18 protein-coding genes are annotated in these 21,757 nt (G+C 66.2%); 13 read left to right on the top strand and 5 right to left on the bottom strand.

The window, feature by feature from the left end; translation table 11 throughout:
• The first annotated feature begins 61 nt into the window (after positions 1-61).
• Entirely contained in the window at positions 62-985 is a 924-nt protein-coding gene (locus ACED67_RS03330) for a CE1 family esterase (protein ID WP_395540109.1), read from the top strand.
• A 78-nt stretch (positions 986-1,063) separates the two neighbouring features.
• Here the strand turns inward: ACED67_RS03330 and ACED67_RS03325 are convergent, their stop codons facing one another.
• Positions 1,064-1,807: a DsbA family protein gene (locus tag ACED67_RS03325; RefSeq protein WP_395540108.1), complete on the bottom strand. Its 744-nt coding sequence runs from the start codon at positions 1,805-1,807 to the stop codon at positions 1,064-1,066.
• Between the two features lie 82 nt (positions 1,808-1,889).
• Between ACED67_RS03325 and ACED67_RS03320 the strand changes: the two genes are divergently transcribed.
• The 7 genes from ACED67_RS03320 to ACED67_RS03290 all read left to right on the top strand — a co-directional run bounded on the left by ACED67_RS03320 (position 1,890) and on the right by ACED67_RS03290 (position 10,272).
• A complete protein-coding gene (locus ACED67_RS03320) occupies positions 1,890-3,056 on the top strand; it encodes a pyridoxal phosphate-dependent aminotransferase (protein WP_395540107.1) in 1,167 nt (388 codons plus the stop codon).
• Positions 3,057-3,062: 6 nt separating this feature from the next.
• Positions 3,063-4,352, top strand: coding sequence for an N-acetylmuramoyl-L-alanine amidase (locus ACED67_RS03315; RefSeq protein ID WP_395540106.1), 1,290 nt, complete (start codon positions 3,063-3,065; stop codon positions 4,350-4,352).
• A 155-nt stretch (positions 4,353-4,507) separates the two neighbouring features.
• Complete coding sequence (locus ACED67_RS03310; RefSeq protein ID WP_395540105.1) at positions 4,508-7,045, top strand: penicillin-binding protein 1A; 2,538 nt, start codon at positions 4,508-4,510, stop codon at positions 7,043-7,045.
• Positions 7,046-7,133: 88 nt separating this feature from the next.
• Positions 7,134-8,246, top strand: coding sequence for a peptide chain release factor 2 (prfB, locus tag ACED67_RS03305; protein WP_395540104.1), 1,113 nt, complete (start codon positions 7,134-7,136; stop codon positions 8,244-8,246).
• A 110-nt stretch (positions 8,247-8,356) separates the two neighbouring features.
• Complete coding sequence (locus ACED67_RS03300; protein ID WP_395540103.1) at positions 8,357-8,692, top strand: hypothetical protein; 336 nt, start codon at positions 8,357-8,359, stop codon at positions 8,690-8,692.
• 165 nt (positions 8,693-8,857) lie between these two features.
• The gene (locus tag ACED67_RS03295) at positions 8,858-9,268 is read left to right on the top strand and encodes a VOC family protein (RefSeq protein ID WP_395540102.1); all 411 of its coding nucleotides are present in this window, start codon (positions 8,858-8,860) and stop codon (positions 9,266-9,268) included.
• Positions 9,269-9,498: 230 nt separating this feature from the next.
• A complete protein-coding gene (locus ACED67_RS03290; RefSeq protein ID WP_395540101.1) occupies positions 9,499-10,272 on the top strand; it encodes a DUF2189 domain-containing protein in 774 nt (257 codons plus the stop codon).
• 52 nt (positions 10,273-10,324) lie between these two features.
• Here ACED67_RS03290 and ACED67_RS03285 read toward each other — a convergent pair whose 3' ends face one another.
• The 4 genes from ACED67_RS03285 to ACED67_RS03270 form a co-directional block, all read right to left on the bottom strand.
• Positions 10,325-10,837, bottom strand: coding sequence for a bactofilin family protein (locus tag ACED67_RS03285; RefSeq protein ID WP_395540100.1), 513 nt, complete (start codon positions 10,835-10,837; stop codon positions 10,325-10,327).
• Positions 10,827-12,167 carry a DUF5930 domain-containing protein gene (locus ACED67_RS03280; RefSeq protein ID WP_395540099.1) on the bottom strand — a complete coding sequence of 447 codons (1,341 nt, stop codon included), beginning with the start codon at positions 12,165-12,167 and terminating at the stop codon, positions 10,827-10,829. The genes ACED67_RS03285 and ACED67_RS03280 overlap by 11 nt, the downstream gene beginning before the upstream one ends.
• A gap of 192 nt (positions 12,168-12,359) precedes the next feature.
• On the bottom strand, positions 12,360-13,181 hold the full coding sequence (locus ACED67_RS03275) for a ferritin-like domain-containing protein (RefSeq protein ID WP_395540098.1): 822 nt from the start codon (positions 13,179-13,181) through the stop codon (positions 12,360-12,362).
• Between the two features lie 115 nt (positions 13,182-13,296).
• Entirely contained in the window at positions 13,297-13,758 is a 462-nt protein-coding gene (locus tag ACED67_RS03270; protein WP_395540097.1) for a peroxiredoxin, read from the bottom strand.
• 104 nt (positions 13,759-13,862) lie between these two features.
• Here ACED67_RS03270 and ACED67_RS03265 point away from each other — a divergent pair, with 104 nt between their 5' ends.
• From ACED67_RS03265 to lpdA, 5 genes are all read left to right on the top strand, one after another.
• Positions 13,863-17,237, top strand: coding sequence for a hypothetical protein (locus ACED67_RS03265; RefSeq protein ID WP_395540096.1), 3,375 nt, complete (start codon positions 13,863-13,865; stop codon positions 17,235-17,237).
• Positions 17,238-17,248: 11 nt separating this feature from the next.
• Positions 17,249-18,313: a tRNA preQ1(34) S-adenosylmethionine ribosyltransferase-isomerase QueA gene (queA, locus tag ACED67_RS03260; protein ID WP_395540095.1), complete on the top strand. Its 1,065-nt coding sequence runs from the start codon at positions 17,249-17,251 to the stop codon at positions 18,311-18,313.
• 72 nt (positions 18,314-18,385) lie between these two features.
• The gene (locus tag ACED67_RS03255; protein WP_395540094.1) at positions 18,386-19,618 is read left to right on the top strand and encodes an MFS transporter; all 1,233 of its coding nucleotides are present in this window, start codon (positions 18,386-18,388) and stop codon (positions 19,616-19,618) included.
• Between the two features lie 57 nt (positions 19,619-19,675).
• On the top strand, positions 19,676-20,263 hold the full coding sequence (locus ACED67_RS03250; RefSeq protein ID WP_395540093.1) for a DUF924 family protein: 588 nt from the start codon (positions 19,676-19,678) through the stop codon (positions 20,261-20,263).
• Between the two features lie 91 nt (positions 20,264-20,354).
• On the top strand, positions 20,355-21,752 hold the full coding sequence (gene lpdA / locus ACED67_RS03245; RefSeq protein ID WP_395540092.1) for a dihydrolipoyl dehydrogenase: 1,398 nt from the start codon (positions 20,355-20,357) through the stop codon (positions 21,750-21,752).
• Positions 21,753-21,757: the final 5 nt, after the last annotated feature.

Here is a 21,757-nt window from a genome sequence, read left to right as displayed (position 1 = left end):
CGGCGACGGAAGCGGGCAGGGCGGGCGTATCACGGTCAGGTGACCTTGCCGGAGGGCTGTGATGCCTCGACCAGAAACCGTCCACCTTGGTCTTGCCCAGGGCCTGCGCGCCTGTGCGGGCTATCTTTTTGTCCTTCTCCTTCTCGCCCTGCCGGTCTGTGCGCAGGATCGGGTTGCGATCGGAGATCGCTACTACCTTGCCGATCTGCCCGACAATTCCAAAGGCGCTCCTCTGATCGTGGCGCTGCATGGCGGTGGCGGCGATCCGGCCCAGTTCCGCAGGGCCTCGGGTCTGGCGGCCGAGGCGGTACTGCGCGGCTATGCGGTGATCTTCCCCGCCGGATCATCGCGGCGCGGCGGCGACAGGCTTCTGACCTGGAATGGCGGCTATTGCTGCGGCTATGCCGCCCGCACCGGCGTGGCGGATGAGGCCTTCCTCAAGGCGGTGATCGCCGATGCGGTGTCGCGCTACGGGCTGGACCCCGACCGGGTCTTCGTGACCGGCATGTCCAACGGCTCGATCCTGGCCGAAACCTTCGCGGCAACGAATCCGCGCGCGATACGGGCGGTGGCCGGTGTCTCCGGCTCGATGGATGCGGCGCACCTGAAGCTCCGCGCCCCGGTGCCGGCGTTGCTGATCCACGGCACTGCCGACGCCATGGTGCCCTATGGGGGCGGAGTGGGCGAGGACAGCCTGACCCGCACCGATTTCGCCTCGGTCGCCCAGGTGGTGGGCGCCTTTCTTGCGCCTTGGCCCGGTCCCTTGGCCCGCACCGACCGGCGCGTGGATCACGTGGCGGATGACGGCACCGCCCTTGCGATCAGCGACTGGACCGACGGCGGGCGCCCGCGCCTGCGGCTGATCACCATTGAGGGCGGTGCGCATCACTGGCCGGGCGGGCACAAGGCACGTCTTACCAGTGGAAAGACCCGCGAACTCACCGCCAATGGCGCGATCCTCGACTTTTTCGACCTTTACCGCTGAGGTCCCCGGGCCGTCACCCAGGATGTGAAACGGGGCCCCGCAGGGCCCCGAGCGTCGTACCGAGAAGATCGGGACGCCTCAGCCGTCCTTGCGCTGGCCATCCACGATCTGCCGCATCCCATCCAGCGGCACATAGCCGCGCACCATGGTCTGGTCGATCACGAAGGTCGGGGTGCCGTTGATCTCCATCGTCGTCGCCAGCTCGTGATTGGCCTTGATCACATCCATCACCGCCGGATCGGCCATCTTGGCCGAAACCGCCGCCGGATCATGGCCCAGCTGCGTGGCCAGCGTCGCCAAAGTCTCGGGCGTGGCATCGCCGCGCAGCGTGATCAACGCGTCATGCGCCGCTTTATAAGCCTCTTCGCCATACAGCATCTTCACCGCCAGCGCGAATTGCGACGACAGCAGCGACTGCTCGCCCAGGATCGGGAATTCCTTCATCACGAAGCGGATATTGCCATCCGACTTCACCAGCTCCTCGACCTCTTCATAGGCTTTGCGGCAATAGCCGCAGCGGTAATCCATGAACTCCACCAGCGTGATGTCGCCCTGCGGATTGCCACCGACCCAATCCGCCGCGCTGTTGAAGATCGAGTCCTTGTTGTCTGCCAGCATCTGAAGGTCGCGATCCGCCGCCGCCGCATCCTCGCGCTGCTGCAGCACGGTCATCGCCTCGATGATCACATCGGGGTTTTCCAGCAGATAGGCCTTCACCTCTTCGCGAAAGGCGGCGCGTTCGGCATCGGTCATGTCGGTCAGGCCATCGGCAAGAACGGGCGAGGCGGCCAGCAGGGCCGCGGCGAACAGGGAAAGGCGCATGAGCACTCCGATGCAGGGTTGACCAGACCCCCAAGCACGGGCAGGGAGCGGGGCATTCGCGGCGAAGTTTAAGGGGCGGGCGATGACAAGCGCAAGTCGGGGATCCCTGCGGGGGAATGTCGATCCCTTCATTGTGATGGACGTGCTGGAGCGCGCCCGAATGGCCGAGGCCGCGGGTCGCCACGTCGTGCATATGGAGATCGGCCAGCCCGCCACACCCGCGCCCGCAGGCGCCCGTCAGGCGCTGGCCCGCGCGCTGGAAACCCCCTTGGGTTATACGGTGGCGCTGGGTCTGCCGGAACTGCGCCGCGGCATCGCCGCCCTCTATGCCCGCTGGTATGGCGTCGATCTCGACCCGGCCCGTGTCGTCGTGACCACCGGATCCTCCGGCGCCTTCCTTCTGGCTTTCACCGCGCTTTTCGACGCCGGCGATCGCGTGGCCCTGGGCGAACCCGGCTACCCCAGCTACCGCCAGATCCTGCGCGCGCTGTCACTGGTGCCGGTCGGCATTCCCAGCCGCCCCGAGAACCGCTTGCAACCCGTGCCCGAGGACCTGCACGGCATCGACGCCCAGGGCCTGATCGTCGCCTCGCCCGGCAACCCCTCTGGCACCATGCTGTCGAAGGGTGCCCTTGCCGCCCTGATCCACCATGCCGAAGCGCGCGGCATGGGCTTTGTCTCGGACGAAATTTATCACGGCCTCCATTACGGCGACCGCGCCGTCTCGGCCCTGGAAATCAGCCAGAGCCCCTGGGTCATCAACAGTTTCTCCAAATATTTCAGCATGACCGGCTGGCGCGTCGGCTGGATGGTCGTGCCGGAAGACCAGATCCGCCGGGTCGGGCGTCTGGCGCAGAATCTCTTCATCTGCCCGCCCCATGCCAGCCAGATCGCCGCCCTCGCTGCCCTCGATTGCGTGCCCGAGCTCGAGGCCAACCGTGCCGCCTATGCCGAAAACCGCCGCCTGATGCTGGAGCGCCTGCCCAAAGCCGGCTTCACCCGCATTGCCCCGCCGGATGGCGCCTTCTACGTTTATGCCGATGTCTCGGACCTGACCGAAGACAGCCTTGCCTTCGCCGCGCAGATTCTGGACGAGGCCGGGGTCGCCGTCACGCCGGGTCTGGATTTCGATCCGATACGGGGGCGCCAGACCCTGCGCTTCTCCTATGCCGGGGCGACGGATCAGATCGCGCTCGGCCTTGATCGCCTGACCGCCTTCATGCAGGCGCGCGGGCTGGCGGCGAAGTGAATGGACATGCAGCGCGCGTCCCCGAATAGTCACCTGATAGCCCAGGCGCAAAGACCGGGCAGGGTGCAGGCCTTCATCGCTCTCCTTCTCGCTGTTTTCCTCTCGCTGCCCGGCGCGGCGGGGGCAGAAGAACTGTCGGCGATGGCGCGTCTTGATGCCAAAGCTTCGGCCATCACCGCCCAAGGCGAGACCGGACAGGATGTCGTTGTGGCGCTGGCGATCAGCCAGCCGGTGCCCTGGCGGGTCCGCCTCCTCGACAATCCGCCCCGGCTGATCCTCGACGTGCGCGAGGTCGACTGGTCCCCCATCGCCCAGGTGTCGCAATCAGCCCCCCAGATCGCGGGCCTGCGCGCGGGCATCTTCCGTGCTGGCTGGTCGCGGCTGGTCCTCGAACTGAAGACGCCCATGCTGGTGCAGACGGCGGCGATGGAAACCGCGAAGGGGCAGGGCGGGGACAGCGCGGTGATCCGCATCGGCCTGGTCCCCGCCACGCCGGATGATTTCGCCGATGCCGCCGCCCTGCCGGAACCGCCCGACTGGTCGCTGCCCCAGGCCGTGGCCCTTCCCGATCCGCTGCCCGGACGCAAAGACGGTCCCGTCGTAGTGGTCCTTGATCCCGGCCATGGCGGCATCGACCCCGGCGCCGAGCGCGACGGCCAGAAAGAAGCCGATCTCATGCTGGGCTTCGCGCGCGAGCTGAAAGAGCTCTTGCTGCGCGATGGCCGCTTCCAGGTCGTGATGACACGCGAGGAAGATATCTTCGTGCCGCTGGAAACCCGCATCTCGATCGCCCGCGCCGCCGGGGCCGAGGTCTTTCTCTCGCTCCATGCCGATGCCATCGCCGAGGGCGAGGCGCAGGGCGCAACGATCTACACCCTGTCGGACGAGGCGACCGATGCCGCTTCTGCCGCTTTGGCCGAACGGCATGACCGCGACGACCTTCTGGCCGGTGTGGACCTCCGCGATCAGGATGATCTGGTGGCCAGTGTGCTGATGGACATGGCCCGGACCGAGACCGAGCCGCGCACCGCAAGGCTGGCGGCGGCGCTGGAAACCGCGATCAAGGCCGCGGGGCTGAAGATGCACCGTCACCCGCATCAGGAAGCAGGCTTCTCGGTGCTGAAATCGCCCGATATCCCTTCGGCGCTGCTGGAACTGGGCTTCCTTTCCTCGGCGCGCGATCTCAAGCGGCTCGAGGACAAGGACTGGCGCGCCGGCATGGCCGAGGCGCTGCGCCAGGCGCTGATCGCCTGGTCCGACGAAGACCGCGCCCTGCGCGCGTTGCGCGACAAGTAATCCGTCCGGCGCGGGGGATGAGTGTCGGACGGCCCCCGCGCTGCCGGGCGCCGCAGAAAGCCGCCGCCGCCATCACTTTTCCGGGCCAAGGTTTTGACCTCTGCCCGCGTCTGATATACTGGGGCACATCACCTTTTGGGCAGGGGGCACGATCCGTGCTGCGATTCATCGGTTCCTTCTTCGGGGCCATCTTCACCGCGCTGACCTTGGGCGTTTTTTTCGGCGCCCTGACCGTCGGCGCGATCTTCTGGATGTATTCGCGCGACCTGCCCAGCCATGAAAGCCTGGCGCAATATGCCCCGGCCACGATCAGCCGGATCTATACTGGCGAGGGCAGCATCCTTGACGAATTCGTCGACAATGGCGAACGCCGCCTTTTCGTGCCCGCCGAGGATATTCCCGATCTGGTGAAGGAAGCCTTCATCAGTGCCGAGGACAAGAATTTCTACAGCCATCACGGCTATGACGCGGGCGGCATGATCGCGGCCCTGGTCGAGGCGGTGAAGACCCGGGGCCGCGACGTGCGCGGGGCGTCCACCATCACCCAGCAGGTGATGAAGAACATGCTGCTGGATGGCACCCGCGACGGCACCAAGGGGATCGAGCGCAAGATCAAGGAAATCATCCTGGCGACGCGGCTCGAGGAAACGCTGTCCAAGGACCGCATCCTCGAGATCTACCTCAACGAGATCTTCCTCGGCCAGAATTCCTATGGCGTGGCCGCCGCCGCCCAGACCTATTTCAACAAGTCGCTCGCTGACCTGACCCCGGGCGAGGCGGCCTATCTGGCGGCCCTGCCGAAGAAACCCACCGACCTGCATCCCGTCCGGCAATATGAAGAGGCCGTCGACCGCCGCAACTATGTGCTGCGCCAGATGCATGAGAACGGCTATCTCGACGATGCCAGCTATGAGGCCGAGCGCGCCCTCCCTCTCAGGACCGTGCAGAATGGCGACTTCCCCTCCTTCCGCGAAGCCATGCCCGAGCGGACCTATTTCACCGAGGAAATCGCCCGCCAGCTGTCCAAGAACTTCGGCAAGGACGAATTCTTCACCGGCGGCCTGACCATCCGCGCCACCATCGACCCCGAGCTGCAAGCCGCTGCCGAAAAGGCCCTGCGCACCGCGCTTGAAAAATACGACCGCGGCCGCGGCCGCTGGCATGGCACCGGCAAGAGCATTGCCGAAGACAAGCTGGGCGCCGAATCCGACTGGCGCGCCGCGCTGGCCGCGACCGACGTGCCGCGTGACATCGACGGCTGGTTCCCCGCCGTGGTGCTGGAGATCGGCGACAAGTCGATGCGCATCGGCATCGAGGGCCTGCGCGAGACCGAGGCAGAGCCGCAGGTCATTCCCCGCGCCGATATCGACTGGATGAAGGGCAGCTTCGCCGACAATTTCAAACCCGGCGACGTGGTGCTTGTCCGGCGCATGATCAAGGATTCCGACAACAGCTTCATCCGCTGGACGCTGCGCCAGGTCCCCGCCGTTCAGGGTGCCTTCATGGCGATGGATGTGAACACCGGCCGCGTCCTCGCCATCCAGGGCGGCTTCTCCTACCAGTTCTCGGTCTTCAACCGCGCCACCCAGGCCACCCGCCAGCCCGGCTCGTCCTTCAAGCCCTTCGTCTATGCCGCAGCCCTGGATTCGGGCTTCTCTCCGGCCACGATCGTGGTCGACGCGCCGATCGAAGTGGACACGGCCCAGGGTCTGTGGACGCCGAAAAACGCCTCGGGCAAATATTACGGGCCCACGCCCCTGCGCACCGGGATCGAGCAGAGCCGCAACCTGATGACGGTGCGGATCGCGCAGGAAATCGGCATGGAGACGGTCGCGGCCTATGCCGAACGCTTCGGCGTCTATGACCGCATGTCGCCCTATCTGGCCAATGCGCTCGGCGCGCAGGAAACCACGCTCTACAAGATGGTCGCGGCCTATGCGATGTTCGCCAATGGCGGCGAGCGGGTGGAACCCACCCTGGTCGACCGGGTGCAGGACCGCTATGGCCGCACCATCTATCGCCATGACCAGCGCAATTGCGAAGATTGCAGCCTGGCCAGCCTGCCCTCGGGCGAGGGGGTGCGCATCACCTCGAACCGCGAGCGTGTGATGGATGCGATCACGGCATATCAGCTGACCTCGATGCTGGAAGGCGTGGTCCAACGCGGCACCGCCCGTGGCATCAACCTGCCCGTGCCGATCGCCGGCAAGACCGGCACCACCAATGACGCCAAGGATGTCTGGTTCATCGGCTATTCCTCGAACATCGTCGCCGGCTGCTATATCGGCTATGACAACCCGCAATCGCTGGGCAATGTCTCGGGCGGCGGCTTCTGCGGCCCGGTCTTCGAAAGCTTTATGAAGACCGCGATCAAGAAATACGGCGGCACCAAGTTCAAGGTTCCGCCGGGCGGCTATTTCGTCAATATCGACCGTTTCACCGGCGCGCGCTTGCCCGATGGCGTGACCGGCGACAATGTCGTGGCGGAATATTTCCGCGAAGGCGAAGACCCGATCTTCGGTCTGGGTGCTCTGGTCGATGGCGGCTTCGCCATGGGCCAGAACCTGCCGCTCTTCGCCTATGGCGAAACAGATGCCGACAGTGGCAGCACCGTCACCACCGCCACAGGCGAACGTGCCGTCATTCCGGGCAAGGCCGATTTCGGCACCGTCTCAGCGGGCGGGCTTTACTGACAGACACTGGCCCACGGCCCCGCCGCGCCCTTGCCGGGGCGCGGCGCAGGCGCTATCAGGCCGCGATACGCGAAGAGGGAACGGCAAGATGCGGGCGGAAACCCAACAGAATGTCGAGGCGATCCGCAAGTCGCTGGCGCTGCTGGCGCAGCGTTTGGATTGGGAAACCGCGCCGCACCGGCTTGAGGAATTCAACGCCCTGATCGAAGACCCCGATCTGTGGAACGATCCGCCCCGCGCGCAGAAGCTGATGCGCGAGCGCCAGTCGCTGATGGATGCGGTCAATGGCTACAAGCTGATCGAGAGCGGGCTGAACGACAGCATCGGCCTAATCGAACTGGGCGAGATGGAGGGCGAGGAGTCCGTCGTCCAGGAGGCCGAGACGGCACTGAAGGCGCTGCTGGAGACGGCGGCGCAGAAGGAGCTTGAGGCGCTTCTGAACGGCGAGGCCGATGGCAACGACACCTTCCTGGAAATCAATGCCGGGGCAGGGGGCACGGAAAGCCAGGACTGGGCCGAGATGCTGGCCCGCATGTACACCCGCTGGGCCGAACGGCGCGGCTTCACCGTCGAGATGCTGTCGGAAGAAGCGGGGCAAGAGGCGGGGATCAAATCCGTCGCCTACAAGATTTCCGGCCACAATGCCTATGGCTGGCTCAAGACCGAAAGCGGCGTGCATCGCCTGGTGCGCATCTCGCCCTTCGGCTCGGGCGACAAGCGCCAGACCTCTTTCGCCTCGGTCTGGGTCTATCCGGTGGTCGATGACAATATCGACATCGAAGTGCAGGACAAGGACATCCGCATCGACACCTACCGCTCCTCGGGCGCGGGCGGCCAGCACGTCAACAAGACCGACTCGGCGGTGCGGATCACCCACTTCCCGACCGGGATCGTCGTAACCTCCTCGCTGAAATCGCAGCACCAGAACCGCGAAATCGCGATGAATGCGCTCAAGGCACGGCTCTATCAGATGGAGCTGGACAAGCGCTCCGCCGCGATCAACGAGGCGCATGACGCCAAGGGCGATGCCGGCTGGGGCAACCAGATCCGCAGCTATGTCTTGCAGCCCTACCAGATGGTCAAGGACCTGCGCACCAACCACGAGACCAGCGACACCCAGGGCGTGCTCGACGGCGATCTCGACCCGTTCATGGCCGCGACGCTGGCAATGGACATGTCGGGCAAGGCGCGGCTGGACTGACACGGGACCTGGATGTTTCGCGATGATCGGGCGCTTTGCCCGATCACCGTCGAAACGGTGCCCCTTTTCCCTGCCAGGCTGCTTGCTGTGATTGTGGCGCGGAGCGGTGGATGACATTCGATTGGAGGAAGGCGGCGGCGGTGGCGCTTGTCTGTGGTTCGACAGGGCTGGCCTCTCTGGGCAGCGCCAATGCCGAGCCGCGCAATCCGCTGCTGATCGCGGATGTGCAGGCCGCCGCACGGCTGGGCATGGAAGCTTGCCTCGCCTTTCTGCGCGGTATCCCTCTGTCCGGGCTCGAGCCGCGCGGTTTTGCCCCATTCCGGGTCAAGATCGACAATCCGAAGATTTTCTCCGGAGGTTCCCAGGTCCGGGTGACGGGCGACCGCCGCGATTGCCGGGTGCTGGCCGGGCCTGCATATCCAGCCGAGGTCCAGACATTGCAGTGATTGGCCGCGGGCGTGATTGCGGCACAGGGCGTCGAGGTGTCTTTCTGGCGTCGGGGCGATATTCTGGAAGTCATCCTCAAATAGCGGCGGCCAGCTGGCATCCGATTCCGGGGAAACCGGGGCCGGGCCTCTCGGTCGTTCGCGCGCTTGCACGGAAGGACCGCCATGTTCGACCATATCGGAATCGTCGTCACCGACCTGAAAGCCGCGCGCCGCTTCTATGATGCCATCGCCGCCGCGCTCGAGGTGCAGACCAAGGAGAACGGGCCGGACTCTTTCCAGTTCGGCAAAAGCGCCGAACAGCCGATCCCCTATCTCTGGATCGGCACGCTGATCCCCTCCTACTGGGTGGAGGGATCGAAAGCCGGTCGCAACCAAAGCCATATCGCCCTTCGCGCGAGGGACCCCGCCATGGTCCGCGCCTTCCACCGCGCGGCGATCGGGGCGGGCGGCAAGGACCACGGCCCGCCGGGGCGGCGCAAGGGGGTGCCGTCTTACTACGGGGCCTTCGTGCTGGACCCGGATGGCAACAATATCGAGGCCTGTTACCGGGGCGCCGTGGCAGAGGCCGTTTGATCGCGGGCAAACCATGGCCCGGCCGCTTAGCCCGGATGGCCAGTTGCGAAGGCGGTGGTCCTGACCGGCAGCGCCCGGCAGTCGAGCCGACCGCAACCGCCCCGGCCAGGCCATATGCCGTGCTGGCTCCCGCGCCTGTGCCGCGCGTTCCGGCCTGCCGTCCCGCAAATCCCCTTTGCGCCTGTCGCTGCCGCGCCTTAGCCTGACCCCGGAAACAGCGGGGGCGGGCGATGAGCGCAGAGGCGACGACAGGCAGCAAAACGCCGGAAATCAACCAGATGGAATGGATCGATTTCCGCGACAGCCTGCGGGCGGGCTGGGCCGATTTCCGCGCCGCGCCGGTCTACGGCTTGTTCTTCGCCCTGGTCTATGTGCTGGGCGGCTGGCTGGTCTTCTGGGCGGTCACGACCAAGGGCCAGTTCTGGTGGACGCTGCCTGCCGCGGCGGGCTTTCCCATTCTTGGCCCCTTCATCGCCTGCGGCTTCTACGAGGTCTCGCGGCGGCGCGAGGCGGGCGAGGCGCTCGACTGGCAGAGCGTGCTCGGCGTGATCTTCCGCCAGAAGGATCGCCAGATCCCCTCGATGGCGGCGGTGATCGTGGTCTTCTTCCTGTTCTGGAATTTCCTGTCGCACATGATCTTCGCCCTGTTCCTCGGCAGCGCGACCATGACCAATGTCTCCTCCAGCCTGACGATCTTCACAACGCCGCAGGGCCTGGCGATGCTCGCCATGGGCACGCTGGTCGGCGCCTGTTTCGCGACGCTGATCTACAGCCTCACCGTGGTCAGCCTGCCGCTGCTCCTTCACCGCGACGTGGATTTCGTCACGGCGATGCTGACCAGTTTCGCCCTGGTCCGCGACAATCCGGTGGTGATGCTCGGCTGGGGCGCCCTGATCGCCGCCTGCCTGTTCCTCGCCATGCTGCCGGGCTTCCTGGGCCTGTTCCTTGTCCTGCCGCTTTTCGGCCATGCCAGCTGGCACCTCTACCGCCGCGCGCTGGATTGAATGAAAAAGGGCGCCCCGGGGCGCCCTTTCCGTTCTGGCAAAAGCGGAAGGCTCAGAGCGTCTCGCCGCCCGGCGCGACCTCGGCCGTGCGCATCGCGGCGGGGATGGCGCTCGGCCGGCCCGCAGCCAGCGGGTCTTCCTGGCGCTGCACCGAGCCCTCGAAATGCGCGCCCGATTCGATCGCGATGGTCTTGTGGATGATGTCGCCCTCGACCCGCGCGGTCGAGGTCAGCCGCACCTTCAGCCCGCGCACCCGGCCGATCACCCGTCCGTTCACCACGATGTCATCAGCAACGATCTCGCCCCGGATCGTGGCGCTTTCGCCCACGGTCAGCAGATGGGCGCGAATGTCGCCTTCCACCGTGCCTTCGACCTGGATGTCGCCCGTCGTGCGCAGGTTGCCGACCACCGTCAGGTCCGAGGACAGGACCGAGGCCGTGGCCTTGCCCTTGGGCGCAGAGGGCGTGAATTCCATGGCAGGTTTCGACACTTGGGTCTCCGGGGTCTTGGGTTTGTCAGCCTCGGCCTTCGGACCCGGTTCGTTGATACGGCTCTTAGAAAACATTGCTGGCTGCCTTTATGAACTTGATCGGATTGACGGCGCTGCCCCCGATCCGCACCTCATAGTGAAGATGGGTTCCAGTCGACCGGCCTGAATTGCCCATATCACCGATCTTGTCCCCGCGCGAGACCCTTTGGCCGACCTCGACACGGATCTGTGACAGATGGCCGAAGCGGGTCTCGATGCCGAAAGCGTGCTGGATCTTGATCAGGCGGCCATAGCCGCTTTGCCAGCCCGCATAGGTCACCACGCCATCGGCCGTGGCATAAATCGCGGTGCCGTAATCCCCCGCCAGATCCTGTCCCTCATGCTGGCGGTAGCCGCGCCCCAGCGGGTCGTCGCGCCCGCCGAAGCCGCTGGTCCAACGCACCGAGGCCTTGACCGGCATTCCCAGCGGCACGCGGACGGCCGCCATGCGGTAGACGTTCATCTCGTCCAGATCGCGCAGGATCGCATTGGCCCGGGTTTCATCGGGGGTCAGCGTGCCGCCCTTGGTCGAGACGGTGATCGGCGCCAGCGGGCCGCCCTGGCCGGAATAGCCCTTGCGGACCGAGGCGATCAGATCCTCCGGGTCAAGCCCGACCGAACGGAACATCTTGTCCAGCGGTTCCATCGAGACGGTGACCGCCTCCTCGAGCTTGGCAAATATGGCGTCGTTGCGCGCGCCTTCCAGCCGGATCGCGTCTTGCAGCGCCAGGATCTCGCCCTGCGCGGCCAGCGTTTCCGCAGCCTTGGCATCGCGTTCCCTGGCGGTGCCTTCCAGCGCCGCTGTCAGGAAATCCAGCGTCGCCGCCGTGTCATGCATCCGGCCCATCTCGGTCGCGCCGGCCTCGCCATGCTGATCCAGCGCCAGGGTCAGACGGGCGATCTCGGCCCGCGCCTCGTCGCGTTCCTTGATGGTACGGCGCAGCGTGTCCTGTACCACGTCGATGCCGGTCTCAAGCTCGCGGCGGCGGTCTTCCGAGCCGAGAAGCATCTCCTGCATCTCCGAGACCTGTTCCAGCGCGCCGGAAAAGCGATCTTGCGCCGCAGTCGCCTCTTGCAGCCGCAGGTCGCGATCGGCGGAAAGCTGGGTCAGGCGGCGCTCGAAGACCACGGCCTGACGCTGCGACTGTTCGCGCGCCGATCCGGCGCCGATCGTCTCCATCATCAGGATCGCCGTGGCGACAATGGTCCAGGACAAGGCCAGCCCGCCCGCCACCGCCATCACCGCCTGGGTGGCGGGGCGCAAGCGGATGAAATGGGTGCCATGGTCAGATTTCAGAAAGACCCGCTGCTCGGGAAAGACCCGCTCAAGCTGGGTGTTGATCCTTAAGGCAAGGCGTGCAAGCAACTGGGCAGTCCGATTGTTGTTCTCGCTCAACCCGTTAGGCCGCACCCCCGCGCGATCCCTGCAAGGCCTGCTCCTGATTAGCCAAGCCGCCCCTTTGTCGCAAGGTTTTTGGCCCGGCAGAGGGGGAAGTCGCGTTTCGCCCGCCGCATATCGGCGAGAATCTGCCGACAACGGCTGTTCTCGGGAACCGGCTCAGCCCGGCCCGGCCTGATCGGCCAAGGGCCAGTAGAAATCCGGCGGCAGGCCCGCCTCGGCGCGCTTCTCCTCGTTGAAAGGCGGTTTCAGCGCGCCATGGAAATAGCGCCGGACCAAGGCATGGAACACCTCCTTGGGGTCTTCGCCATCCCGGCCGCAGAGCCAATTGAACCATTTCGAGCCATAGGCGACATGGCCCACTTCCTCGGCATAGATCACCTCCAGCGCGGCGATGGCCTGCATCTCGTCGGCTTTGCGGAATATCTCGATCATCCCCGGCGTCACATCCAGCCCGCGCGCCTCAAGCACCATCGGCACCACGGCCAGGCGTCCCTTGAAATCCTGCGCCGTGTCTTCGGCCGCGCGCCACATTCCGGCATGGGCGGGCAGGGCGCCGTAATGCGACCCCAGCGCCTCGAGCAGATCCGAGAGTAGGGTGAAATGCTTCGATTCCTCATCCGCCGCTTTCACCCAGTCGTCATAGAAGCCCAGGGGCATCGGCTGGTCGGCGAAACGGGCGATGATATCCCAATGCAGGTCGATGGCGTTCAGCTCGATATGCGCCACGGCGTGCAGCAGCGCGATCCGTCCCTGGGCCGATCCGGGGCGGCGGCGCGGCACGTCGCGCGGCGGCAGAAGATCGGGTTTTACGGGCCGGGCAGGGGCATCGGGCGGGCTGGCCCGGCCCACAGGCAAGGGCCTGCCCGCCGCCCGCGCCGCGACCCAGGTGGCGGCATGGCGGCGGCTCAGCGCCGCCTTCTCGCGGCCGCCTGCCGTGGTCAGGATCTCGACGGCCATTTCGGCAAGGCTCTGGGTCATGGCGGTCCTCATTGCGCGATGCGTTGCGCCCCTTGGAAACCCTGGAGGGGTTTTGCACCCCTCCAGACCTCCCCGCAGGATATTTTTGAACAGAAGAAGGGAAAGGAAGAAAGGGTCACAGGGCCCTGAGCGCGGCGAGAACCTCGGCCGCATGGCCCTTGGCCGAGACTTGCGGCCAGACCTTCTCGACCCGGCCATCGCCGCCGATCAGGAAGGTCGAGCGCAGGATGCCCTGATAGACCTTGCCATAAAGCTTCTTCTCGCCCCAGGCGCCATAGGCCTCGCAGGTGGCGCTGTCCTTGTCGGACAGAAGCCGGATCGCCAGATCCTGGCGGGCGCAGAACCCTTCATGCACCTTGGCGCTGTCCTTGGAAATGCCCAGGATCTGCGCGCCCGCTTTGGCAAAGTCATCGGCCAGCGCCGAGAAGTCGCGCGCCTCGAGCGTGCAGGCGGGCGTGTTGTCCTTGGGGTAGAAGAACAGCACGACGCGCTGGGGGCGCAGCGCCGACAGCGTCAGCGTGCCGCCGCCGGTGACGGGAAGGGTGAAATCTGGGGCCATCTGTCCCGGTTCGATCATGCGCGGCTCCTTGCCTTGTGAGCACCTTTGGCTTGGTCTGCGGGTTGCCTTGCGGCAAGGATAAAGGCAAGGGGGCGCGAAGAGCAGGCGGGACGGATCAGGTCTTGGCGGAAGGCGGCATTTCGGGCGGGGTGGACGGTGCGGCAGCGCCGCAACGGCCCGTGCCCGCCGCCCGGACAAGACGCCGCTGGCGCCATCGCCATGTGCCGCGCCTTGGAGTGCGGCTGATCCTCTTTCTTGTGCTTCTGTCGCTGGGCGTTCTGGCCGCGGGCATGGTGCTCACGGGGCGCACGCTGCATCTGCCGGTCTGGGCCGTGGCCGAGGTCGAGGACCGGTTGAACCGCACGCTGGGCGCCGTCCATCTGCCGCCGGGAAGCGCCCTGTCGCTGGGCGGGGTCGAGATCGCCGTCGACCGCGATCTGGTGCCGCGCTTCGTGCTGCGCGACCTGCGCCTCATGGATGGCGCGGGCAAGGCGCTGCTGGGCCTCAGCGAGGCGCGCCTCTCGCTCGATCCCGGCGCGCTGCTCTCGGGCGAGGTCAGGCCGCGCAGCCTGCGCCTCTCTGGCGCGCGCCTGGCGCTGGAACGCGATGCCGAGGGGCGGCTGGGCCTCAGCTTTGCCGGCCTCTCCGGCAGCCCCGGCCTTCAGGACCCGGCACAGCTTCTCGACGCGCTGGACCGCATGTTCGCGCGGCCCGCCCTGTCGGGCCTGACACTGGTCGAGGCCGATGCCCTGACGCTGACCCTGCAGGACGCCCGGGCCGGGCGGCGTTGGGAAGTGGGCGATGGCCGCCTTGTGCTGGAAAGCCGCGAGAGCGGCCTCGCCGCCGAACTGTCACTCACCCTGCTCGACGGGGTGGACCCGGCCCAGGCCCGCGTCGTGATCGAGACCGCCAAATCCGACAGCTCCGCCCGGATGACCGCCACCGTCACCCGCGTGGCCGCCGCCGACCTTGCCGCCCAGGCCGCGCCCCTGGCGCCGCTGGCCGTCCTTGATGCCCCGATCTCGGGCGAGATCAGCGGCGCGCTGACCGCCGAGGGCCAGGTCGGCCAGCTCGAGGCCCGCCTGCAACTGGGGCAGGGCGCGCTGCGCCCCGATCCCGAAGCCGCGCCGGTGCCCTTCGACAGCGCCGACATGGCGCTGCATTACGATCCCGCGACCCAGCGCGTCACCCTGAAATCGCTTTCGGTCGAAAGCCCCTCGCTGCGCCTCAAGGCCACCGGCCACAGCGATCTGCTTGACGCCTCCGGCGCCCCGGTCGCCCGCGGCGCGCTGCCCCGCGCCCTCGTCACCCAGCTCGACTTTTCCGAAGTCATGGTCGATCCCGAAGGCGTCTTCGCCAGCCCGGTCCGCTTCTCGGACGGCGTCCTTGACCTGAAACTGCAGTTCCGCCCCTTCCGCCTCCAGGTCGGCCAATTGGTCCTGACCGAGGGCGAAGAGCGCCTCTCCCTGACCGGCCGCGCCGAGATCGCCGAGGATGGCTGGAAAGGCGGTCTCGATGTCGCGCTCAACGCCATCGAGGCCCAGCGCCTGATGCGGCTCTGGCCGGTTTCTGCCGTGCCCGGCACCCGCAAATGGCTTTCGGAAAACGTGGGCCAGGCCGAGTTCACCAATTTCAAGGCCGCCCTGCGCTTTGCCGAGAACACGCCGCCCCGCTTCGCGCTTGGCTATGAGTTTTCCGGCGCCGAGGTCCGCTTCATCCGCACCCTGCCGCCGATCCAGGAAGGCCATGGCCGCGCCACGATCGAGGGCAATGTCTACACCGTCGTCGTCGATGGCGGTCATGTCACCGCCCCGCAGGGCGGGCGGATCGCTGTCGGCGGTTCGGTGATGACCGTGCCAGACATCACCAAATTCCCCGCCACCGCCGAGGTCCGCCTGATCACCGACGCGCCGCTGACCGCAACCCTGTCGCTCCTGGATCAGGAACCCTTCCACTTCCTGCAAAAGGCCGAACGTCCGGTCGATCTGGGCCAGGGCAGGGCGGTTCTCGCCTCCGACCTGCGCTTTCCGCTGATCGCCAAGATCACCGCCAAGGATGTCGAGTTCAACGTCTCGGGCCGCATCCTCGATTTCGCCTCCGACAAGATCGTGCCCGGCCGCAGCGTCACCTCGCCCGACATGGCGGTGAAAGTCACCAATGACGGGCTCAGCCTCTCGGGCGAGGGTCTGCTTGGCCCGATGCCCATCGTCGCCCGCTATGACCAGCGCTTCAACGCAACCGTCAAGGGCCAGGCCACGGTGCGCGGCTCGGCCCGGATCAGCGACGCCTGGCTGCGCGCCCTTGGCATCTCGCTGCCCCAGGGCTGGCTCAGGGGCGAGACCGGGGCCGATGTCACGCTCGATCTGGCCAAGGACCAGCCCGCCCGGCTGCATCTGGAAAGCGACCTGGTCGGCGCCACGCTCTCGGTCGCGCCGCTAAGCTGGTCCAAGGGCGCCAAGGCCAAGGGCAAACTCGCGCTGGACGCCATGCTTGGCACCGCGCCCGAGGTGACGGCGCTCTCGCTCAGCGCGCCGGGTCTTGCCGCCGAAGGCCGGATCACCACCAAGGCTGGCGGCGGGCTGGACCTCGCCAGCTTCTCGCGCCTCAAGGCCGGGACCTGGCTGGACGCGCCGGCCGACATTCGCGGCACTGGCAAGGCGGGCATCACCGTCACGCTGAATGGCGGCACGCTGGATCTGCGCAATCGGCCCCCCGGGGGCGACGGCAGCGGCAGCGGTGGCGGCGCCAGCGTGCCGATCAAGGTCAACCTTGACCGGCTTGTCGTCTCCTCGGGCATCGCCATTACCGGCTTTTCCGGCAATTTCCGCCAGCGTGCGGGCGGGCTGGACGGCACCTTCGTCGGTGCGGTCAATGGCGCGGGCCGCATCGAGGGGGCCACCGTCCCGGTCAAGGGCGGCACCGCGATCCGGATCCGCTCGGGCAATGCCGGTGCCGTCATGGCCGCGGCGGGCATCTTCGACAAGGGCCGTGGCGGCAGCATGGACCTCACGCTGCAACCGCGCGGGGCCGAGGGCAATTACCTTGGCATCGGGACGTTCAAGAACCTTTCGGTGCAGGGCGCCCCTGCGCTGGCCGAACTGCTTTCCGCCGTCTCGGTCGTGGGCTTGCTCGAGCAATTGAATGGCAATGGCATCCTCTTCGGCGAAGGCGATGTGGAGTTCACCCTCCAGCCCGAAGGTGTGCAGGTCCGACGCGGCGCGGCAGTGGGCGCTTCGATGGGGATTTCCTTCGCCGGTCTCTACCGCTCTGGCTCGGGGCAGCTCGACATTCAGGGCACGATTTCACCCCTTTATCTCCTGAACGGCATCGGGCAGATCTTCACCCGCAAGGGCGAGGGGCTGTTCGGCTTCAACTACCGGATCACCGGCACATCGGACAACCCGCAGGTCAGCGTCAACCCGCTCTCGATCCTGACCCCGGGCATGTTCCGCGAGATCTTCCGGCAGCCGCCGCCGGTTCTGGAACAGGGCGGCTGAGTGGGGGACCGATGCAGCTTTCGGATTTCGATTTCGACCTGCCCGAAGGGCTGATCGCCACGCGGCCTGCGCGCCCGCGCTCCTCGGCGCGGCTCTTGCTGGCCGAAGGCACGGCGATCAGCGATCTGCATGTCTACGACCTGCCGGGGCTGTTGCAGCCCGGCGACCGGCTGGTCCTGAACAATACCAAGGTCATTCCCGCACGCTTGTTCGGAAAGCGGCAGCGCGGCGAGGCCGAAGCGAAGATCGAGATCACCCTGCTGGAACCCGCGGCGGCGGGCGGCTGGCGCGCGCTTGCGAAGCCGCTGCGCAAGCTGAAGCAAGGCGAGACCATCACCTTCTCGCCCGACCTTTCGGCCATGGTCGCCGAAAAGGGCGAGACCGACCTGCGCCTTGTCTTCGACCGCGCGGGCGAGGCTTTCGATGCCGCGCTGGCCGAAGCCGGGGCCATGCCGCTGCCGCCCTATATCGCCGCCAAGCGCGCGGCGGATGCGGCGGACAAGCAGGATTATCAGACCGTCTTCGCCCGCCATTCCGGTGCCGTGGCCGCGCCCACCGCCAGCCTGCATTTCGACGCCGCGCTGCTCGCGGCCCTGCGCGATCGGGGGGTGGATTTCACCGAAGTCACCCTCCATGTCGGCGCGGGCACCTTCCTGCCGGTCAAGGTCGAGGACGTGACCACCCACAGGATGCATTCCGAATGGGGCCGCGTGACGGCCGAGGCCGCCGCCGAGATCGCGGCGACCAAGGCCGCCGGGGGCCGGGTGATTCCCGTCGGCACCACCGCCCTGCGCCTGATCGAGACGGCGGCCCGGGCGACCGGGCAGATCGCGCCCTGGGAAGGCCCGACCGACATCTTCATCTATCCCGGCTTCCGCTTTGCCGTGACCGACGCGCTGATGACGAATTTCCATCTGCCGCGCTCGACGCTTTTGATGCTCGTCTCGGCGCTGATGGGCAAGTCCTGCATCGACCGCATCTACGACCATGCGGTAAGGTCGGGCTATCGCTTCTTCTCCTATGGCGATGCCTCGCTTCTGATCCCTGAGCCGGGGCAGGGCGGTGCTGCGCGGTAGCCTATCACCCCATCTGCGGAAGACAGTCGGAAGACGTTCGGAAGACAATCGGAAGACGCGAAAGGTAGCACGATGATCAGGGTTCTCGCCACCACCTGGCCACTGCTCATGGGGGTCATGCTGCTGATGGTCGGCAATGGCGTGCAGGGCACAATCCTGGGTATCCGCGGCTCGGGCGCGGGCTTCTCGACCTTTCAGCTCTCGATCGTCATGTCCTCGTATTTCCTGGGTTTTCTCTTCGGCTCGGTGCTGGCGCCCCGCATGATCCGCCGCGTCGGCCATGTCCGCGTTTTCGCGGCCCTGGGCTCGGCGATCTCGGCCATCCTGATCGTCTACCCGGTCGTGCCCGACTGGATGGCCTGGAGCCTTCTGCGCGTCCTTGCCGGCTTCGCCTTCTCCGGCATCTACATCACCGCCGAAAGCTGGATCAACAACACCGCCACGAACGAGACGCGGGGGCAGGCGCTCTCGGCTTATATGATCACCCAAATGCTTGGAATCATTGCCAGCCAGGTGCTTTTGAATCTGCCCGACGCCAGTGGCTTCACCCTGTTCATCCTGCCTTCCGTGCTGGTCTCTCTGGCCTTTCTGCCCCTGTTGCTGGCCCCCACACCCGCCCCCGCCTTCGACAGCGCCCGCCGTCTTTCCTTCCGCAGCCTCTTCGCCATTTCCCCCCTCGGCTGCGTCGGAATGTTCCTGACCGGCGGCATCTTCTCGGCCATGTTCGGCATGGCCTCGGTCTGGGGCACGCAAGCCGGGCTAAGCCTCTATCAAATCTCGATTTTCGTCGGTGCCATGTATGTCGGAGGCCTTCTCCTGCAATATCCGGTCGGCTATCTGAGCGACCGCAATGACCGCCGCACCCTGATCATGGGCCTTTCCTTCGTCGCTGCCCTCGCCATGGTTGTCGCCATGCTGCCGGGCCTGCCCTTCGCGGGCCTGATCGGCGTAGCGCTTGTGCTCGGCGGCATCACGAACCCCATCTATGCCCTGCTGATCGCCTATACCAACGACTTCCTGACCCGCGAGGACATGCCCGGCGCCAGTGCCGCGATGATCTTTCTCAACGGGTTCGGCGCGATCTTCGGGCCTCTGGTCACCGGCTGGATCATGGGCCTTGTCGGCCCCTCCGGTTTCTTTTTGTTCATCGGTGTGTTGTTCCTTGGCCTTGGCGGCTATGCCGCCTGGCGGATGACCCGCCGTGCCGCGCCCGCCGTCACCGGCGCCTTCCGCGGCGTCTCGCCCACCGCCTCGCCCGTCGCCGTGGGCGCCGTGATGGAAGAGGCGGATCTGAGCCCGCGCTGAGCATGGTTGCCAGTCGGGCGCGCATTTGTCAGGCTGGCCGTCCAAGGGAGGTGCCGCATGTCCGATCCGGTGGAAGTGCTTGATTTCTGGCTGGGCGAAATCGGCCCCGAGGGCTGGTATGCCGGCACCGAGGAGATCGACGATGCCTGCGCGGTCCGGTTTTCCGAGCTGCTGGATGCCCTGCGCGAGGGCGGCCTTGAGCATTGGGTCGAAAGCCCGGCGGGCGCGCTGGCCTATATCGTGATCGCCGACCAGTTCTCCCGCAACATCCATCGCGGCACGGCCCTTGCCTTCGCCACGGATCCGCAGGCCCGCGCGGCTGCCCGCAAGGCGGTTGAGGCCGGCTGGGACATGCAGGTTCCAGAACCCGAACGGCAATTCTTCTACATGCCGTATGAACATTCGGAGGATCCCGACGATCAGGCCCGCGCGGTGGAATTGATGGAAACCCGCCTGGCTTCGGATCCCGAGATGGCGCTCCATGCCCGCGCGCATCAGGAAATGATCCGCCGCTATGGCCGTTTTCCCCTGCGCAACGCGGCGCTCGGGCGCGAGAATACGCCGCAAGAGGCGATCTTTCTGGCCGAGGGCGGCTATGGCGCTCTGGTGCGGCAGCTGAAAGCCAGCCATGCGTCAGGCGAATAGGCCCATGCGGCAGGCTTCGTTGCTGGATTGAACATGATGGTTTAAGGGTAAACCAGTTTTATGTGGGCCGGTTTTTCCAAGGGAGGGGAAGATGGCAGACCAGACATTCGACGTGGTTGTGGTGGGCGCAGGCCCGGGCGGCTATGTCGCGGCCATCCGCGCCGCGCAACTTGGCCAGAAGGTCGCCATTGTCGAGCGCGAGCATCTGGGCGGCATCTGCCTGAACTGGGGCTGCATCCCGACCAAGGCGCTGTTGCGCAGCGCCGAGGTTTTCCACCTCATGCACCGCGCCAAGGAATTCGGTCTTAAGGCCGATGGCATCGGCTATGATCTGCCCGCGGTGGTGGCGAGATCGCGCGCTGTCGCCAAGCAATTGTCGGGCGGCATCGGCCATCTGATGAAAAAGAACAAGGTTACCGTTTTCATGGGGGCGGCCACGCTGCCGAAACAGGGCGAAGTCCTGGTCAAGACCGACAAGGGCAGCGAAACGCTGCGCGCCAAGGCCATCATCCTGGCCACCGGCGCCCGCGCCCGCGAATTGCCGGGGCTTGAGGCCGATGGCGATCTGGTCTGGTCCTACAAGCACGCGCTGGTAGCGAACCGGATGCCGAAAAAGCTCCTGGTCATCGGCTCGGGTGCGATTGGCATCGAATTCGCTAGCTTCTTCAATACTTTGGGCGCCGACACCACCGTGGTCGAGGTGATGGACCGCATCCTGCCGGTCGAAGATGCCGAAATCTCGGCCTTCGCCAAGAAACAGTTCGTCAAGCAGGGCATGAAGATTCTGGAAAAGGCCGCGGTCAAGAAGCTGGACCGCAAGCCGGGCGTGGGCGTCACGGCGCATATTGAGCAGGATGGCAAGGTCACCACCGCCGAATTCGACACGGTGATTTCCGCCGTGGGCATCGTCGGCAATGTCGAGGATCTCGGCCTCGAAGCGCTTGGCGTCAAGATCGACCGCACCCATGTCGTCACCGACGAATATTGCCGCACCGGCGTGCCCGGGCTTTTCGCCATTGGCGACATCGCCGGTGCTCCCTGGCTTGCGCATAAGGCGTCGCATGAAGGCGTGATGGTGGCCGAACTCATCGCCGGCGGCCATCCGCACTCGATCAAGCCCGGCTCGATCGCCGGCTGCACCTATTGCCACCCGCAGGTCGCCAGCGTCGGATTGACCGAGGCCAAGGCCAAGGAACAGGGTTACCAGATCAAGGTCGGTCGCTTCCCCTTCATCGGCAATGGCAAGGCCATCGCACTGGGCGAACCCGAGGGCATGATCAAGACCGTCTTCGACGCCAAGACTGGCGAGTTGCTGGGCGCCCATATGGTTGGCGCCGAGGTGACCGAGCTGATCCAGGGCTATATCGTCGGGCGCACGCTGGAGACGACCGAGGAAGATCTGATGAACACCGTCTTCCCGCACCCGACCCTGTCCGAGATGATGCATGAGGCGGTGCTCGACGCCTATGGTCGGGCGATTCATTTCTAGACAGT

Source organism: Neotabrizicola paludis, assembly GCF_044142105.1.
Classification (GTDB): Bacteria; Pseudomonadota; Alphaproteobacteria; order Rhodobacterales; family Rhodobacteraceae; genus Pseudogemmobacter.
Note: the sequence above shows the minus strand (reverse complement) of the source record. Positions and strands in the feature narration are given on the sequence as shown.

What these genes read in the sequence shown, in the direction of transcription:
- ACED67_RS03330 (WP_395540109.1), top strand. Translation starts at nt 62, where the DNA reads ATGCCTCGACCAGAAACCGTCCACCTTGGTCTTGCCCAGGGCCTGCGC.
- ACED67_RS03325 (WP_395540108.1), bottom strand. Translation starts at nt 1,807, where the DNA reads ATGCGCCTTTCCCTGTTCGCCGCGGCCCTGCTGGCCGCCTCGCCCGTT.
- ACED67_RS03320 (WP_395540107.1), top strand. Translation starts at nt 1,890, where the DNA reads ATGACAAGCGCAAGTCGGGGATCCCTGCGGGGGAATGTCGATCCCTTC.
- ACED67_RS03315 (WP_395540106.1), top strand. Translation starts at nt 3,063, where the DNA reads ATGCAGCGCGCGTCCCCGAATAGTCACCTGATAGCCCAGGCGCAAAGA.
- prfB (WP_395540104.1), top strand. Translation starts at nt 7,134, where the DNA reads ATGCGGGCGGAAACCCAACAGAATGTCGAGGCGATCCGCAAGTCGCTG.
- ACED67_RS03300 (WP_395540103.1), top strand. Translation starts at nt 8,357, where the DNA reads ATGACATTCGATTGGAGGAAGGCGGCGGCGGTGGCGCTTGTCTGTGGT.
- ACED67_RS03295 (WP_395540102.1), top strand. Translation starts at nt 8,858, where the DNA reads ATGTTCGACCATATCGGAATCGTCGTCACCGACCTGAAAGCCGCGCGC.
- ACED67_RS03290 (WP_395540101.1), top strand. Translation starts at nt 9,499, where the DNA reads ATGAGCGCAGAGGCGACGACAGGCAGCAAAACGCCGGAAATCAACCAG.
- ACED67_RS03285 (WP_395540100.1), bottom strand. Translation starts at nt 10,837, where the DNA reads ATGTTTTCTAAGAGCCGTATCAACGAACCGGGTCCGAAGGCCGAGGCT.
- ACED67_RS03275 (WP_395540098.1), bottom strand. Translation starts at nt 13,181, where the DNA reads ATGACCCAGAGCCTTGCCGAAATGGCCGTCGAGATCCTGACCACGGCA.
- ACED67_RS03270 (WP_395540097.1), bottom strand. Translation starts at nt 13,758, where the DNA reads ATGATCGAACCGGGACAGATGGCCCCAGATTTCACCCTTCCCGTCACC.
- queA (WP_395540095.1), top strand. Translation starts at nt 17,249, where the DNA reads ATGCAGCTTTCGGATTTCGATTTCGACCTGCCCGAAGGGCTGATCGCC.
- ACED67_RS03255 (WP_395540094.1), top strand. Translation starts at nt 18,386, where the DNA reads ATGATCAGGGTTCTCGCCACCACCTGGCCACTGCTCATGGGGGTCATG.
- ACED67_RS03250 (WP_395540093.1), top strand. Translation starts at nt 19,676, where the DNA reads ATGTCCGATCCGGTGGAAGTGCTTGATTTCTGGCTGGGCGAAATCGGC.
- lpdA (WP_395540092.1), top strand. Translation starts at nt 20,355, where the DNA reads ATGGCAGACCAGACATTCGACGTGGTTGTGGTGGGCGCAGGCCCGGGC.